Raw genomic sequence first — 16,751 nt, forward strand, 5'->3', positions numbered from 1 at the left:
CGATTGAACGGTAAAGGGGAAGATTCATAATGAGAAGATATGTTTCGTATTCAGAAGAAGTGAAAGAAGCGATGAAATACGGCAAGCCGCTAGTCGCATTGGAATCCACAATTATTACGTACGGCATGCCATATCCTGAAAATGTGAAAGCTGCACGTGAAGTTCAGCAGATTGTGCGTGATCATGGCGCAGTTCCGGCAACCATTGCCATTATGGACGGTAAAATAAAAATAGGTCTATCTGATGAAGAGCTAGAACGATTCGGAGATAGCAAGGGTGTTGTCAAAGCTTCTAGACGCGATATCAGTTACTTAATTGCTACTAAAAAACCGGGTGCAACGACGGTTGCTGCATCGATGTTCTTTGCTGACTTAGCGAGAATCCGCGTATTCACGACTGGGGCCATTGGCGGTGTGCATAGAGGTGTGGAACAAACGATGGATATTTCTGCAGATCTTGAAGAGTTCGCACGCACAAGTGTAGCTGTTGTTTGTTCAGGAGCAAAATCCATTTTGGATCTCGGTAAAACACTTGAGTACTTGGAAACAAAAGGTGTTCCAGTCATGGGGTATCAAACAGATATATTCCCCGCTTTTTACACAAGAAGCAGCGCACATCATGTAGACTACCGGATAGATGAAATTGATATGATGGCAGAAATGTTGCGCGTTAAATGGAATTTAGGCTTGGAGGGTAGCGCAATTATCGCGAATCCGATACCGGAAGAACATGCCATGGATCAGGAGTATATGGATGGATTGGTTTCAGATGCTCTTAAAGAAGCCGAACAAATGGGTATTAGTGGAAAGTATCTTACACCACATATGTTAAAAAAGGTTCAGGAAATGACAGACGGTAAAAGTCTGGAGGCCAATATCGCCTTAGTGAAGTCAAACGCTGAACTTGCAGCGAAACTGGCAGTGAGTTTTAACGGCAATTAATAGAGACAGGTTGTGGAAAATTGAAAGTAGTATCTTGGAACGTGAACGGTATTAGGGCATGCGTGAAAAAAGGCTTTAGTGACTTTTTTGAACAAGTACAGGCAGATATATTCTGTGTCCAAGAGATCAAATGTCAAGAAGGACAAATCGACCTTTCTTTCGATGGGTATGAATCCTATTGGAACTATGCGGAGAAAAAGGGATATTCAGGTACGGCAGTCTTCACGAAGAAAACACCTCTTTCTGTACGCTATGGATTGAATGATCTAGACCACGAAGCAGAAGGGCGAGTGCTAACGCTAGAATTTGAAGAGTTCTTTCTCGTTAATTGTTATACGCCCAATTCACAACGGGACTTAGCTCGATTATCATTTCGATTGGCATGGGAAGATAATTTACTTGAGCATCTGCAGTCATTGGATGCTATCAAACCCGTCATCTATTGCGGAGATTTGAACGTAGCACATGAAGAAATTGATATTCGTAACGTTAAATCTAATATTGGCAATTCGGGATTTACGAATGAAGAACGCGGGAAAATGACGCGGTTGTTAGATGCCGGATTCATTGATACGTTTCGCTTTATGAATCCCGATCTACAAGATCACTACACATGGTGGTCTTATATGCGCGATGTACGGGCACGAAATATCGGCTGGCGTATCGATTACATTATTATTTCAGAGCGCCTCCAGTCAGCCCTGCAAACAACAGCCATTCATTCAGAAATCATGGGCAGTGATCATTGTCCGATTTCTACAGAATTAGATCTATATTGATAGTAAGTACCACTTAGTTTAAGTTGTTCAGTTGAGAGGTACAATAGCTGAAATAAATAAAAATCGCATCACAAGTTTACGTTGTGATGCGATTTATTAATTGAATCCATTCCAGTTACCAGCACAAGATTGATTTATGGATAGTGCGCTTGGGAGCAAAAAGGAATGTGTCATAAATTTTTATCCTCGGAGTAGACGGCGATGAGTAAGACTGCCTCTTCTTCTCCGATGTTTTTTACAAAGTGAGGCACACTAGCATTCCAACTAAATGAATCGCCTTCCTTTGCAATAACAGAATCTTCGCCTTGTTCAGCAAGGACTGTACCTTTTAGTACGACATGGCTCTCTTCACCTTCGTGGGCAATCGCTTCACCGGTCGATGTACCAGGCGGTAATTCAACGTGCATCATTCGCAGACCACTTTGCGAAGTAATATGTTCAATTTTTATTCCGTTAAACGTTGTATATATCCGATCAGCTTTCCTAATGACTTTCATATGCTTCTTTTTCTCTAGTAGCAAATAAGGAAGCGGAACGTCTAAAAAGCGAGCGATTTCTTGCAACGTATTAAGGGAGGGGGATGTATTATCATTTTCGATGTTGCTTATAAACCCTTTTGAGAGTCCGATTTGTTCGCTCATCTGAGCGATGGTTATTTTCTTTCTCTTCCGTATATCCCGTATTTTTGAGCCGATTTCCACATGGATCCCTCCAAGAATATTGTGATGTATGTATATAATAGCACAACTATCTTGACGCTATCTATTATTTGATGTTATCATAGAGAGAATTAATATTCACATATGAATATTAAGGACTGAATTAAATACTCACAATAAATATATTGATATGATGCAAGAAAGAATAGTAAGTGGTAAGAAGCAACTATATGTTTATAGATATATTTGTTTTAGAGAAGTGAGGAGGTATTGTAAACCAAGTATGTAATGATGCTGTAAGTCAGATGAAATAAGATAGAGACTCATTTTTTTTACACTTGGTGTTCACCCATAGAGATATAATATTCTCATTAGTATAACGGTAACTTGAAAAGATGCCGGACAGTTTAAATATGGTCTTTAAAGTCCAAACTCATTGAAGTAAACTTTGGTATTTGATCGAGTGATATGTCATAAGAAGCGAATAAAAATATAGATTACGCACAGTAGAAACGATACAAGATAGAAAAGGGAGAGTATAAAGATGAAAAACTTTCATAAAAAACCTAATACATTTGTTGGACACGTTAATATAAATGTAATGAGTTTGGATGTAGCTCTTGAATTTTACCAACAAGTGATCGGATTCCAAGTTTTGGAGCAAACAAATCGAAAAGCGATTTTAACAGCAGACGGGAAAACGGGATTATTAACGATTGAACAGCCGGTTGATGTACTACCAAAGGAGGAAAGGAGATCTGGTTTATTCCACTTTGCACTTTTGTTACCGACAAGAGCTGACTTATCTGCCTTTTTACGCCATTTATCTAAGACGGGTTCTCGATTCGGAGCATCGGATCACCTGGTTAGTGAAGCACTCTACATTACGGATCCAGACGGAAACGGCATTGAAGTGTATATAGATCGGCCATCTTCTGAATGGAGTTGGTCTAATGGAGAAGTCAAGATGGTGTCTGACCCATTAGATGGAGAAAGTCTACTAGCGGTAAGCGATGAGGAATGGAACGGGTTGCCGGCCGATACGATAATGGGCCATATTCATTTGCATGTAGCTGATCTTCAGAAAGCAGAAGAATTTTACACAAAAGGACTTGGCTTTACAGTTGTAAGCCATTATCCTCAAGCAATTTTTGTTTCGACGGGGGATTATCATCATCATATTGCCTTAAATACATGGCAAGGAGTAGGTGCTCCTAAACCACCCAAAAATAGTGTGGGGATAAATTGGTACTCGCTTGTTTTCCCAGATGAAGCTGAAAGATCGAAAGTAATTGGAAAATTACAGAACCTGAATGTTTCGTATACGGTTGAAGGTGAAGTGTTTGTGATTGAAGATCCATCAGGAAATAAGATTCAATTAACTGTCTAAATTTCTCCACTTATCCCGCCTCAAACGAAGAGCCCCAATTCGCAGATGAATTGGGGCTCTTCGTTTTATTATTGAAAGGCATTTTGTACTCATACACCTAGATATGTACCTCGAACACACTTTCTTTTACGCATGCTTTGTTGGTTCAAGCGAAATTAAACGCTCTTTGCCTGCGTACATTCCACTTATAAATAGTATTGTTGCGACAACGATGAAGGTATATAGTGGCGCTGTCCAAGAACCAGTAAAGTCATGAAGAATACCGAACAACACAGGACCAATCGATGCGAGTAAATAGCCGATCGACTGCGCCATTCCGGAAATGGAAGCCGCTTGGTCTGGTGTATGGGTACGTAAAGTGAAGAACATCATAGCGAGTCCGAATGCTGAACCGCCTCCTAGTCCGATGAAAATCATCCAAAGTGCAGTCAGGCTTTCGCTTCCGAATTGTACACCACCATAGCCAATTACATAACAAGCGAAAACAGCTACGACCAGAACACGTTGATCACGTACTTTATCCGCAACCACTGGTATGATAAACATCATAGGCAATTGTGCGAGTTGGACAAGCGCTAACATCCATCCAGCAGCATCAGCAGTCATGCCATTTGTTTGCAATACAACTGGAATCCATGAAGCTGTCGTATAAAATAGGAACGATTGTAGTCCCATGAAAACTGTGATGCTCCAGGCTAGTGGCGAACGCCAAATAGGCCGAGCAGGGTTTGTCTTCCTGTTTTTCTGAACGGTTTTGATAACCTCTTTCTTTTTACGTATTTGAGGAATCCATACGATAATAGCTAACAATGTAATGACTCCCCAAATTCCTAGAGCACCTTGCCAACCGTAGACAGTTTCATTGGCGATTGGAGAAGCAATTCCAGAAGCTAGCGATGCAGATATACTCATAGAAACGGAGTACAGCCCTGTCATTAATCCGATATGGAAGGGAAAGCTCAGTTTTAGCAGGCTTGGTAATAAGACGTTAGCAAATGCAATTCCGACGCCAATTAAAAATGTGCCGATCAGTAGCAAGATACTATTGCCGACAGAACGCATGACGATTCCAATTAGTAAAATAATCATTGCATAGAAAAGTGTTCGTGACATGCCAAACCGTTTTGCGATGCGTGGTGTAAAAGGTGATACAATGGCAAATGCCAGCAGTGGAATAGTCGTTAGAAATCCGGCCAATGAATTGGAGATTTGCAGTTGATCGCGAATATTTCCAATAATAGGTCCGACAGAAGTGAGTGGAGAACGGATGGTAGCGGCTAAAAATAAAATACCCACTAACAGCATCCATTGACTTTTAGGGAAATGTAAATGTTTGCTTGGTCGTTCTGTTTCCATCATGAAGCCTCCTATATCCTTGAAGATTGTTCTGAGAAGTATATCGCTGAATCAGCAGAAAGGAGATTCCTTTATGGAGTACTTACTCATAGTCTTTGTAAATGTTATCACACCGATGCTTATTTTATTAGCAATTGGCGTGTTTTTACAAATAAAGTTTACTTTTAATGTTAAGGCGTTAGGGAATATTCTTACATACTGTCTAATTCCTGCCGCTGTGTTCATGAACTTATATCATACTGTTATTGATATAGACATCCTACTCGATGTATTAATGTTTGTCGTATTATTCACATCCGCTTTAATCATTACCGGCCATTTATTTAGTAAATTCTTGCGTTTAAACCGCCAGCAAACCGCCGTAATGAAAAACAGTATTGTGTTGATCAACTCTGGAAACTATGGCTTACCCGTTAGTCAACTAGTCTTTCATGCCAATCCACTCGGTGTGTCCATTCAGATCGTGTTGATTGTCTATCAGAACTTACTAACGTACTCGTATGGATTGTATAATCTCGTGTCTTCCACGCAATCGGGAAAAGACATCGTGAAGCAATTTCTTCGAATGCCGATTATTCATGCATTGTGGCTAGGTGCTGTGCTTAATTTAGCAAATATCCAGTTGCCACAATTTATCGAGCTGCCAATTAGTCATTTATCGGATGCTTTTATCGCCATTGCGCTCATTACACTAGGCGCGCAGTTAGCGCAGATTAAGGTGAAAACGCTATGGAACCGTTTGATCTACCTAAGCGCTATTGGCAGACTTATTATTTCACCAACTGTGGCGTTGCTGTTGATTTTACTGTTGAGGATAGACGGTGTCACGGCTCAGTCACTCTGGATCGCCAGCTCATTTCCAACGTCAAGAAACAGCTCAACGCTGGCTTTGGAATATGATGTAGAGTCTGAGCTAGCAGCCCAAATCGTTCTGTTCAACACTGTAGCAAGCAGCTTTACAGTAGGCGTAGTGATTTATCTTTCCTCACTATTTTTCGGGTAAGTAAAAAACGGGGAATTTATTAAAATAAAGTCTGGAACTACTGAGGGGACGCTTCAATCCAATGCATTCTCTTAAGATTACTCTTAATCCCAATTCACGCCAACTTTTTGTCGAGAATATGTCCATGTGCTTGATAGCTTGAAGCTATCAAACTAATTGGCAAATATTCGTGTTGAAAATTTGTCGAATCATGCTATACTGTTAGCATTCAGTTAAATAAGACTCATATAATCACGGGGATATGGCCCGTAAGTTTCTACCGGTTTACCGAAAATAGACCGACTATGGGGAGAATGAAAAGCAGCTTTCTTTGTCGTTCGACAAGAAATTGCTTTTTCATATTTAAAAGCGTACATGCCGCTCTCTCATAGTTGTTATATGGGAGGATGGCATATACGCTTTTTTTATTCGGAAAAATGAAGGGAGCACAACGGCGTGGAGTTGTTAAAAAACAAGATTCGACAAGAAGGTAAAGTATTATCGGAAGAGGTATTGAAAGTAGATTCGTTTTTGAATCATCAAATCGATCCATTACTGATGCAGGAAATCGGAAAAGAGTTTGTTAAACGATTTAGCGATCAAAACATCACGAGAATCATCACGATTGAATCTTCAGGTATTGCTCCTGCGACAATGGCGGGAATGATATTGGGCGTTCCGGTAGTGTTTGCCAGAAAACGTAAATCACTTACATTGACGGATCATTTATACTCCGCGAAAGTGTATTCTTTCACTAAGAAAGAATCGAATGATATTTCGGTTTCTAAAGATTTTATTTCAAATGAAGATACGGTTTTGCTCATTGATGATTTCCTTGCGAATGGACAAGCTGCACTCGGACTCATAGATATCGCAAAACAAGCAGGTGCTACTATTGCCGGTGTTGGAATTGTCATCGAAAAATGCTTCCAACCAGGTGGAGATTTGATTCGTAAAGAAGGCGTACGTTTAGAGTCACTGGCTGAGCTTCAGTCACTGAAAAACGGACAAGTCCAATTCGTCGGGGAGGAAAATAACGGATGAAAACAACACTGCTAGGCTTTCAGCATTTACTAGCTATGTATGCAGGCGCAGTATTGGTACCGCTCATTGTGGGGAATGCTATCGGGTTAACTCCCACACAGCTAACCTATCTTGTTTCAATTGATATATTAATGTGTGGTATCGCTACGTTGTTGCAAATTTCACGTAATAAATATTTCGGTGTTGGTCTACCTGTCGTTCTAGGGTGTACGTTCACAGCTGTAGGCCCTATGATTTTAATCGGCAATGATTATGGAATTTCGGCCATTTACGGCGCGGTTATTGCTTCGGGCGTAATCATTTTCTTCATTAGCCGCTTCTTCGGGAGTCTCGTGAAATTCTTCCCTCCAATCGTTACCGGTTCTGTTGTCACAATTATTGGAATCACATTGATTCCTGTTGCGATCAATAATATGGGTGGCGGACAAGGGGCTGAAGATTTTGGCTCAATGATAAATATTTTACTCTCGTTTGGAACGTTATTATTCATTGTTTTACTGTTCCGATTCACTTCAGGTTTTATGCAGTCTATCGCTATTTTGTTAGGATTAGTCGTTGGTACGATCGCAGCGATATTCCTCGGTATCGTAGATTTTTCCAACGTACAAGATGCTTCTTATGTTCATATGGTCATGCCGTTTTATCTAGCAACACCTACGTTCCATTTGCTACCGATTGCCATTATGACCTTGGTTGCGATGGTGTCACTCGTAGAATCCACTGGAGTATACTTTGCACTCGGTGATATTTGTGAAAAAGAAATCGATCAAAAAATGTTGGAAAGCGGCTATCGTGCGGAAGGTTTAGCTTCCATTATTGGTGGTATTTTCAACGCATTTCCTTACACGACATTTTCACAAAACGTGGGTTTAATGCAATTATCTGGTGTGAAGTCACGCCGTGTAATATTGGTTACCGCGATCATGCTGATTTCTTTAGGATTCTTGCCGAAAGTAGCCGCTCTGGCAACGATAATTCCTACGGCAGTACTTGGAGGGGCAATGGTTGCTATGTTCGGAATGGTTGTTTCGCAAGGAATTAAGATGTTGAGTCCAGTTATTTCAAAAACTCAAGATAATGCAATGATCGTTGCGTGTTCTATCGGAATTGGTCTTGGCGTTTCGGTTGTACCGGATCTATTCAAGGAATTACCAGAAAGTGTCCAGATCTTAACAAGTAATGGGATTGTACTCGGAAGTATGACGGCTATCTTCTTAAATATCATTTTCAATATGCTGCCTTCAAAGAAGAAACAAGCGGCAGAACAAGCACGTCAAGCGGAGACTACGTCACCTGGCATTAAGGAAGGACCATCATCTGTCTTAGTAAGTGCGACAGCTAATCATAAATAACAAAAAGAGCAACTGCGAAAATGCAGTTGCTCTTTTTGCTTATTTTATACGCGATGCTGATCATATGAATGTTGCTCTGTTTTGTTTGTTAGTATCGTCAGCAATTGTGGATCGATTGGCGTGTCATAAGCTCTTAATGACTCTTGAAGCTGTTGTTGTGTTCTTGCACCTATCAAAGTAGAGGCCACAGCAGGCTCTTTTAGTGCGAAAGCAAGAGCGTAGGCATGCAGGTCGTTTGTTTCCTCCGAAAGCGATTGAATGATCTGCTGTAACTCAGACGGTGTGTAAGAAACGAAGCCACTCATTTTCTTCGCACGGTCCACGCCTTCATTCGTCAGTAGACCTTTTGCTAATGTTCCTCTCGTGACAACAGATGCACCTTTTTCCGTAATCATAGAAAAATATTCTTCAGGACGTCGATCGAGCAAGCTATACTGCATCATGACAGAAACTGCATGGCTAGTATTCAGGAATCGTTCGATGACAGTGGGGCGGATACTTGAGATACCGTATTCACGTATGATGCCTTCTTTTTTTAATGTTTCGAATGCCTCGATTGTCTCTTCAGCATCATCTTCCATCGTACCACCGTGAAGTTGGTACAAGTCGATATAATCGAGTTGTAAACGTCGTAAACTTTGTTTGACAGCGTTCATTATATGGGTTTTTGAAGGATCCCATGTCCAGGAATCTTCCCCATTCCACTTGTTACCGACTTTCGTTGCGATGATCAACTCTTGACGTTTTTCTTTCAATACTTTTCCTATAAGTTCTTCATTTATTCCTTTATCATACAGATCGGCTGTATCGAAATAGTTGATGCCATGTTCCACTGCTTCATCGAGTACGGAACGAGCCGATTCAAGATCAGTTGGTAATGACATGCACCCTAATCCAAGTTCGGAAACAAGTAAATTACTAGAACCTATTGTACGCTTCTTCATGTGCTTCACTCCTTTCGTTTCATGGTACAATGAAAACGGGATATAAAACCAATGGAAAGGGTTGAGTACTGGATGAAGTTTGAAGAAATTACCCTCTCAACAGAACAAATCTTTACAGGTAAAATCATTTCGGTGCAAGTAGACGAAGTAGAATTGCCTGATGGAAAACTAGCAAAAAGAGAATTAGTAAAACATCCAGGAGCCGTGGCGATTATCGCCTTGACTGAAGATAAAAAGCTCGTGTTAGTTGAACAGTACAGAAAGCCTTTGGAACGAACGATGCTGGAAATACCTGCAGGAAAGATTGAGCTTGGCGAAGAACCTAAACTGACGGCAATTCGTGAACTGGAAGAAGAGACAGGTTACCGTGCTAATTCATTCGAATATTTGCAGACTTTCTCAACTTCGCCGGGCTTTGCCGATGAAATCATTCACTTATATGTGGCAAAAGAGCTTGAGAAAGTGGAACAGCCTGCGACAGGGGATGAAGATGAATTCATTGAAGTACTTGAAGTAACCGTTGAAGAGGCAGAGGAATTGATTGCGAATGAACGGATTTATGACGCCAAGACGGTTGCGGCAGTCTGGTATGTAAAAAACCTATAAAGGATTGAGCTATTTCTGGACGGACAAGCATATGTTATAGAAACGATGCGGAGGTGTCCTATTTATGGCTCGATCATTGTCTTTTGTATATTTATTCGTTATACTCGCAATTAGTTATATAGGAGGGGCTTTATTATTTAGAGAGTGGCCGATCACGTCACTAGAGCAGATCATTGGTTTATATGATCAACGCGTAGTGAAGGGATCTGAAGCGGCTTTGTGGTCGCCTGTTGTGGTGACATTGAGCTTTATTCTGTTAGCCATCATTCTGTCTAAATATAAAAGAATCCGTTTTATCACTATGTTTCTTGGTGCAATTAAATGTGCTTTTTTTGGTCTGTCATCCACCTATTTATTGTCGACAGGCTTAAAAATGGTATCCTATACGATTTGGTGGTTTCCATTTCAATTAATCAGCTGTTTGTTGTTTTTGATTTTATGTTCGGTTTTGAACCCGCCATTTTTCGCTACACCGGCCAGCAAGAAAGATCGTCCATTAACTGCTGTGCCTCCATTAATTGCATTATTGTTCATCACACAGATACTGGAACTATCGATCTTTCATTTTATAAAGTAATATCTACTACACACACTATAATGAACTGAACCTTTCCTTTCTATTGTCATCTGGAACGACAGTTTGGTATAATGGAAACAATTTGAGGGGGGCGTCGTATGGAAAGCCGAATCGAACGAATCAAGAAGCAATTGCACGGGGCCAGCTACAAGTTGACGCCTCAGCGTGAAGCGACTGTAGCAGTTCTTCTGGAAAATGAAGAAGACCACTTAAGTGCAGAAGATGTATTTTTGCTAGTAAAAGAAAAAGCTCCAGATATTGGTCTGGCGACTGTATATCGTACATTAGAATTATTAACTGAACTAAAAGTTGTCGATAAAATTAATTTTGGCGATGGGGTAGCACGTTATGATTTACGTGAAGAAGGTGCTGCAAGGTTCCACCATCACTTAATTTGTCTGGAATGTGGAACGGTTGATGAAATTCAAGAGGATTTGCTTGGCGAAGTAGAAAAGGTCGTGGAAGGTCGTTATGGTTTTACAGTCAAAGATCATTGGCTGACGTTCCATGGAATTTGTAAACGTTGTAAAACGAAAGACGAAGAGAAAGAACAAGAAGACAATGGGATGGCCTAAGCGCTGTCCTTTTTTACTTTTTACAAAAGAAAGGAGGAAAGTCTATGAAAGATGCGGAGTTTGCGTTAGAAGATTATGTTCACTTTTTAACAGTTGAGAGACAATTAGCCCAAAATACGGTGAAGTCGTATCAACGCGACCTGATAGCTTATATACGTTTCCTCACAAGCTTAAACTTAGAAACTGTTAATTCTATCGAACGCGCGATGGTTCTACAGTATCTGCAGAAATTGAAAGATAGTGGTAAATCTAGTCGTACCCTTTCCCGACACATTTCCTCCATTCGTTCATTCCATCAATTTTTAGTGAGAGAACAAATCACGACACATGATTGTACGATTCATATCGAATTGCCTAAAATCGAACAAAAGTTGCCGGACGTCCTCTCTATACCAGAAATTGAACGATTGATCCAGGCCGTTGATGGGAATACTTCACAAGGCATGCGTGATATTGCATTGCTTGAATTGTTATATGGGACTGGAATGCGGGTAAGTGAATTGATAGCGATTGATTTGGCTGATCTTCATTTGACCATGGGTTTTGTGCGCGTATTTGGAAAAGGTAGCAAAGAACGAATAGTACCACTTGGACGTTCTGCAATCGATGCCTGTACGTTGTATTTAAATGAGGGGCGTCCTAAGCTCATCAGTGATACGGAAGCCTTGTTCCTCAACATGCATGGCAGACGGCTGACGAGACAAGGCTGTTGGAAGATCTTGAAAGAAGCAGGAGTAAAGGCAGGAATTCAAAAAGTTATTTCCCCGCATTTATTGCGTCACTCATTTGCCACACATTTGATTGAAAATGGGGCTGACTTGCGCGCTGTTCAGGAAATGCTCGGACATGCCGATATTTCCACAACGCAACTTTACACGCATGTCAGCAAAAAACGCTTGAAAGATGTTTACAGTCAATATCATCCGAGAGCGTAAACTACTATTACTGGAGGTTTTCATATGGAGAAATTTCGTTATAATCGAATTCATTTAATCGTACTTGATTCAGTAGGGATCGGCGAAGCACCCGATGCTGAAGCTTTTGGTGATGTAGGGTCTAATACGCTTGGACATATCGGTGAAGAGATGGATGGACTGAACCTACCAAACTTGGAACGTCTCGGTCTTGCGAATATTGCACCGATCAAAGGACTTGCACCTCAAAAAGAAGCACAAGGATATTACACAAAAATGCAAGAAGCATCTGTCGGTAAAGATACGATGACAGGTCACTGGGAAATCATGGGCTTGCGTATAGATGATGCATTCAAAGTGTATCCGAATGGTTTTCCAAAAGAATTAATAGATGAATTGGAATTGAAAACGGGTAGAAAAGTTATCGGAAATAAACCGGCAAGCGGTACGGAAATTATCGAAGAACTAGGCGAAGAGCATATGAAGACAGGCGCTCTCATCGTTTATACTTCTGGTGACCCTGTCCTGCAAATTGCTGCACATGAAGAAATTATTCCAATTGAAGAGCAATATCGTATTTGTGAAATCGCCAGAGAACTTACGTTGCAACCTGAATTTTTAGTAGGTCGCGTGATTGCGCGTCCGTTTATTGGGGAACCAGGTACATTCACTCGAACTACAAATCGTCATGATTATGCATTGAAACCATTTGGGAAAACGGTAATGAATGAATTGCAGGATATAGGCTTTGACGTAATCGCCATCGGTAAAATTGCCGATATTTACAATGGTGAGGGCGTGACGGAAGCCGTCCGGACAACAGGAAACATGGACGGTGTAGATAAGCTAGTTGCGGTGATGGAAAAAGAGTTTGAAGGCCTCAGTTTCGTTAATCTCGTAGACTTTGATGCATTATATGGTCACCGTCGCGATCCGATTGGTTACGGTAAGGCACTTGAAGAATTTGATGCACGTTTGCCTGAAATCATTGATGCAATGCAGCCAGACGATTTACTGATCATAACAGCAGACCACGGGAATGACCCGGTTCATGAAGGAACGGATCATACAAGAGAATATGTACCGTTACTCGTCTATTCCCCTTCAAATAAAGGAGCAGGGCAATTGCCCATCCGTAAAACGTTCTCTGACGTCGGAGCGACAATTGCCGAGAACTTCCAAGTAGAAATGCCTGAACATGGAGAAAGTTTCTTGTCTGCATTGGTGAAGGAGGACTAATCGTATGCTGCGCATGGTAGATATAATTGAAAACAAGCGAGACGGAGAAGAACTAACTAAAGAACAGATTGAGTTTTTTGTGACGGGTTATACGGATGGCTCAATCCCCGATTATCAGGCGAGTGCTTTCTTGATGGCCATTTACTTTAAGGGGATGACTACAGAAGAACAAGGCTATTTAACGATGGCCATGGCGGAGTCTGGAGATCAAATCGATTTATCTGCAATTGAAGGAGTGAAGGTAGACAAACACTCAACGGGCGGAGTAGGAGATACTACGACACTGATCTTAGCACCACTTGTCGCAGCGTGCGGTGTACCAGTTGCTAAAATGAGTGGTCGAGGACTAGGCCATACAGGTGGCACACTTGATAAACTAGAAGCAATTGACGGCTTTCACGTAGAGATTTCTACGGAACAATTTATTCAACAGGTCAATGAGTTGAAGATCGCTGTAATCGGTCAAAGTGGTAATTTGACACCAGCCGATAAAAAACTATATGCGTTAAGAGATGTCACAGCGACCGTCAATAGCATTCCGCTGATTGCAAGCTCTATTATGAGTAAAAAGCTAGCGGCGGGCGCAGATGCTATCGTATTAGACGTCAAGACAGGCGCGGGAGCCTTCATGAAAACAGTAGAAGAATCAAAACGACTGGCAGATGCCATGACTGCGATCGGAAATGAAGTGGGAAGAAACACAAGTGCTGTTATTTCGGATATGAGCCAACCACTAGGATTGGCGATAGGTAATGCACTTGAAGTAAGGGAAGCTATTGATACACTACGAGGAAAAGGTCCAGCCGATCTAACAGAGTTGTGTTTAGTACTTGGTAGCAAGATGCTTCTTGCAGCGAACAAAGCAGCAAGTGACGAAGACGCACGCAAACAACTACAGAACGTCATAGAAAATGGTGATGCACTGCGCTTGTTCGGCGAGTTAATCAAAGCACAAGGCGGCAACGAAAAAATTATAGAGAATACCAATCTATTGCCGCAAGCACGGTATCAAATAGAAGTTCCGGCTAGTAAAAGCGGCTATGTATCCATGATCGATGCCGATGAAATAGGCGTAGCTGCCATGCTTCTTGGCGCCGGTCGTGCAACAAAAGAAGACATTATAGATCTTGCGGTTGGGATTGTACTGCGCAAGAAAATAGGTGACTTTGTAGAAGTTGGGGAGACACTTGCTATTCTCCATTCAAACACGGAACAAGTGGATGACTCGATCAAATTACTGCAAACTCATATGCATATCACAAAGGAAAAAACTGAAGCACCACCGCTTATACATTCCTTATAATGAATAAAAGCCATGTGCCTGTAGCACACCAAGAAATTGGTTCTTACAGGGCGCATGGCTTTTTTGTCGTTCATGTGTAAAAACAAATTCAACTGTACATACTCTTGTGTAGCTCTAGGTAGGAGCGAAAGAGTGGCTAGCCGTGAATTCAGTGCAAGGCAAACGGGTATCTTTAGCTAGTGAATGAAGAATGTATATTCGTGTTATCCCGATTAAACACGGCACTTTAGTTGCTAATAAGTGAAAGGCAGCTAGTTCGTAGAAAAGATCTAACTGCTTCGCTTTTTTCCAAAATGCCGTTCTTTGTGACAGCGTTTTAGAGAGGTTAGCTTGAAAGCCGTGAAACTCTGGAAGGGTTCGCTTGGAACGTTAATTGATACTTTATGACCCAATTAATTTCTGTCACAACGTAAGAAGTTTTAGGGACAGCTGACTAGTTTTGTCAAAACTAAAGGATAACCGTTCTAAATGTGCGACAATGCCTTCATGAAGGAGGCGTATCTACACATGTCAACTATTACACAATTGGAAAATGGCATTGTCTTAATCACGCTAGCAGGAGAACTCGATAACCACCAAGCCAATCAAATTAGAGAAGAAGTATCTACCGCTATATTCACGGGAAAGACGCGTGCAATCATCTGGGACCTCTACCAACTAGGCTTTATGGACAGCGCAGGGATTGGACTTATTCTCGGGAGAATGCGCGATCTAGTTCCTGTTAACGGAGAAACGCTCATATTGAATCCATCTCCGACAATGCAGAAACTATTTCAATTTTCGGGTCTTGGTGATGTCGTCAGAATATGTACAGTCGAAGAAGCAATCGACGAAATCGGAGGGGTTGTACATGAAAAATGAAATGACCTTGTCGTTTCTAGCGATAGAACAAAATGAAGCACTTGCCAGAATGGCACTCACCTGTTTTATTGCGCCATTGGATCCGACACTGGAAGAAATTTCAGAATTTAAAACTATTGTTTCGGAAGCTGTTACGAATGCCATTATCCACGGTTACGAATGTGATGGTAAAAGTATGGTGAAGATCCATGCGTCAATTGATGACCGCTCAGTTAAAATGACGGTCACAGATGAGGGGATGGGTATCTTTGACATTGAGCAAGCAATGGAGCCGATGTTTACGACCAAACCACAAATGGAGCGCTCCGGTATGGGCTTTACGATTATGGAAAGTTTCTCGGACGGTATCCGTGTAGATTCTACCCTTGGAAATGGGACAATCGTGACATTTGAGAAAAATTTTTCTCCGGTCACAGAAGTAAGTAGAATGAGGTGACGTATGGAAGCATCTGTTGAGAAGCAACACGCTCTATTGTCACAAGAAAAAATGCGAGAACTCATCAAAGAATCACAAGCGGGTGACAAAGAAGCTAGGCGAATGATGGTAGAAGGCAATACAAGACTTGTGTGGTCCATCGTTCAACGCTTTGCTTCGCGTGGTGCGGATTTAGAAGATTTATTTCAAATAGGCTGCATTGGCTTGATGAAATCAATAGATAAGTTCGATTTATCCTATGAGGTGAAGTTTTCAACGTATGCGGTACCGATGATTGTGGGAGAAATACAACGTTATTTACGTGATGATGGAATGGTGAAAGTAGGACGTACCATTCGTGAGTTAAGTTATAAAATTCGTCATGCAACCGATGATTTCTTTAAGAAAAATGGACGTTCACCCTCCATTTCAGAAATGGCGGAAATATTGGAAGTAAAACAAGAAGATATAATCCTAGCCTCTGATGCGCTTCGTGATCCAGCCTCGTTGCATGAACAATTGTATGAGAGTGACGGAGATAGCCTGACGTTAATGGATCAACTTCGAGACGATAGATCAGAGAGGGTATTCGACCATATTCCGTTACGGGATGTCATTACTCGGTTGAATAAACGTGATCAGACGATCATTTACATGCGCTATTATTTAGATTACACACAAAGTGATATTGCGAAACGTATTGGAATATCACAAGTGCAAGTATCACGGTTGGAAAAGAAAATTCTAGCTCAAATGAAAACATGGATGGGCGCAGATGCCGAAGAAGCGCTCGAGAAGGTGAGGAGACCGTAAT

The 16,751-nt window shown here is 41.3% G+C and carries 18 protein-coding genes and 1 riboswitch; of the genes, 15 read left to right on the plus strand and 3 right to left on the minus strand.

The window, feature by feature from the left end:
- Positions 1 to 29 precede the first annotated feature (29 nt).
- Positions 30 to 941 carry a pseudouridine-5'-phosphate glycosidase gene (locus CSV63_RS01600; protein ID WP_099694243.1) on the plus strand — a complete coding sequence of 304 codons (912 nt, stop codon included), beginning with the start codon at positions 30 to 32 and terminating at the stop codon, positions 939 to 941.
- Between the two features lie 20 nt (positions 942 to 961).
- Entirely contained in the window at positions 962 to 1,720 is a 759-nt protein-coding gene (locus CSV63_RS01605) for an exodeoxyribonuclease III (RefSeq protein WP_099694244.1), read from the plus strand.
- 170 nt (positions 1,721 to 1,890) lie between these two features.
- On the opposite strand, the gene CSV63_RS01610 is transcribed toward CSV63_RS01605, so the two are convergent.
- Entirely contained in the window at positions 1,891 to 2,421 is a 531-nt protein-coding gene (locus CSV63_RS01610; protein ID WP_099694245.1) for a helix-turn-helix domain-containing protein, read from the minus strand.
- A gap of 502 nt (positions 2,422 to 2,923) precedes the next feature.
- Here CSV63_RS01610 and CSV63_RS01615 point away from each other — a divergent pair.
- Positions 2,924 to 3,769: a VOC family protein gene (locus tag CSV63_RS01615; RefSeq protein WP_099694246.1), complete on the plus strand. Its 846-nt coding sequence runs from the start codon at positions 2,924 to 2,926 to the stop codon at positions 3,767 to 3,769.
- Positions 3,770 to 3,895: 126 nt separating this feature from the next.
- Here the strand turns inward: CSV63_RS01615 and CSV63_RS01620 are convergent, their stop codons facing one another.
- Entirely contained in the window at positions 3,896 to 5,125 is a 1,230-nt protein-coding gene (locus tag CSV63_RS01620) for a CynX/NimT family MFS transporter (protein ID WP_199203577.1), read from the minus strand.
- Positions 5,126 to 5,198: 73 nt separating this feature from the next.
- Between CSV63_RS01620 and CSV63_RS01625 the strand changes: the two genes are divergently transcribed.
- The 3 genes from CSV63_RS01625 (at position 5,199) to CSV63_RS01635 (ending at position 8,503) form a co-directional block, all read left to right on the plus strand.
- On the plus strand, positions 5,199 to 6,128 hold the full coding sequence (locus CSV63_RS01625) for an AEC family transporter (protein ID WP_099694248.1): 930 nt from the start codon (positions 5,199 to 5,201) through the stop codon (positions 6,126 to 6,128).
- Between the two features lie 203 nt (positions 6,129 to 6,331).
- Positions 6,332 to 6,433: riboswitch (purine riboswitch) on the plus strand.
- Between the two features lie 130 nt (positions 6,434 to 6,563).
- Complete coding sequence (locus CSV63_RS01630; protein WP_029053093.1) at positions 6,564 to 7,151, plus strand: xanthine phosphoribosyltransferase; 588 nt, start codon at positions 6,564 to 6,566, stop codon at positions 7,149 to 7,151.
- Entirely contained in the window at positions 7,148 to 8,503 is a 1,356-nt protein-coding gene (locus CSV63_RS01635) for a nucleobase:cation symporter-2 family protein (protein ID WP_099694249.1), read from the plus strand. The genes CSV63_RS01630 and CSV63_RS01635 overlap by 4 nt, the downstream gene beginning before the upstream one ends.
- 44 nt (positions 8,504 to 8,547) lie before the next feature.
- On the opposite strand, the gene CSV63_RS01640 is transcribed toward CSV63_RS01635, so the two are convergent.
- Entirely contained in the window at positions 8,548 to 9,447 is a 900-nt protein-coding gene (locus CSV63_RS01640) for an aldo/keto reductase (protein ID WP_099694250.1), read from the minus strand.
- Between the two features lie 72 nt (positions 9,448 to 9,519).
- Here CSV63_RS01640 and CSV63_RS01645 point away from each other — a divergent pair, with 72 nt between their 5' ends.
- From CSV63_RS01645 to CSV63_RS01685, 9 genes are all read left to right on the plus strand, one after another.
- Entirely contained in the window at positions 9,520 to 10,053 is a 534-nt protein-coding gene (locus tag CSV63_RS01645) for an NUDIX hydrolase (RefSeq protein WP_099631521.1), read from the plus strand.
- Positions 10,054 to 10,117: 64 nt separating this feature from the next.
- Positions 10,118 to 10,630, plus strand: coding sequence for a hypothetical protein (locus CSV63_RS01650; protein ID WP_099694251.1), 513 nt, complete (start codon positions 10,118 to 10,120; stop codon positions 10,628 to 10,630).
- Positions 10,631 to 10,728: 98 nt separating this feature from the next.
- Complete coding sequence (gene fur, locus CSV63_RS01655) at positions 10,729 to 11,205, plus strand: ferric iron uptake transcriptional regulator (RefSeq protein WP_099631523.1); 477 nt, start codon at positions 10,729 to 10,731, stop codon at positions 11,203 to 11,205.
- A 44-nt stretch (positions 11,206 to 11,249) separates the two neighbouring features.
- Positions 11,250 to 12,140, plus strand: coding sequence for a site-specific tyrosine recombinase XerD (xerD, locus tag CSV63_RS01660; RefSeq protein WP_099694252.1), 891 nt, complete (start codon positions 11,250 to 11,252; stop codon positions 12,138 to 12,140).
- A 24-nt stretch (positions 12,141 to 12,164) separates the two neighbouring features.
- Positions 12,165 to 13,358: a phosphopentomutase gene (deoB, locus tag CSV63_RS01665; RefSeq protein WP_099694253.1), complete on the plus strand. Its 1,194-nt coding sequence runs from the start codon at positions 12,165 to 12,167 to the stop codon at positions 13,356 to 13,358.
- Positions 13,359 to 13,365: 7 nt separating this feature from the next.
- On the plus strand, positions 13,366 to 14,661 hold the full coding sequence (locus tag CSV63_RS01670) for a pyrimidine-nucleoside phosphorylase (protein ID WP_099694631.1): 1,296 nt from the start codon (positions 13,366 to 13,368) through the stop codon (positions 14,659 to 14,661).
- Between the two features lie 507 nt (positions 14,662 to 15,168).
- Positions 15,169 to 15,522 (plus strand): STAS domain-containing protein, encoded by a 354-nt coding sequence (locus tag CSV63_RS01675; protein WP_233191927.1) that lies wholly within the window; start codon positions 15,169 to 15,171, stop codon positions 15,520 to 15,522.
- Positions 15,512 to 15,958: an anti-sigma F factor gene (gene spoIIAB / locus CSV63_RS01680; RefSeq protein WP_099631527.1), complete on the plus strand. Its 447-nt coding sequence runs from the start codon at positions 15,512 to 15,514 to the stop codon at positions 15,956 to 15,958. Before CSV63_RS01675 ends, spoIIAB begins: the two co-directional genes overlap by 11 nt.
- A gap of 3 nt (positions 15,959 to 15,961) precedes the next feature.
- Positions 15,962 to 16,750, plus strand: coding sequence for a SigF/SigG family RNA polymerase sporulation sigma factor (locus CSV63_RS01685; RefSeq protein ID WP_099631528.1), 789 nt, complete (start codon positions 15,962 to 15,964; stop codon positions 16,748 to 16,750).
- Position 16,751: the final 1 nt, after the last annotated feature.

Source organism: Sporosarcina sp. P34, assembly GCF_002743375.1.
GTDB lineage: Bacteria > Bacillota > Bacilli > Bacillales_A > Planococcaceae > Sporosarcina.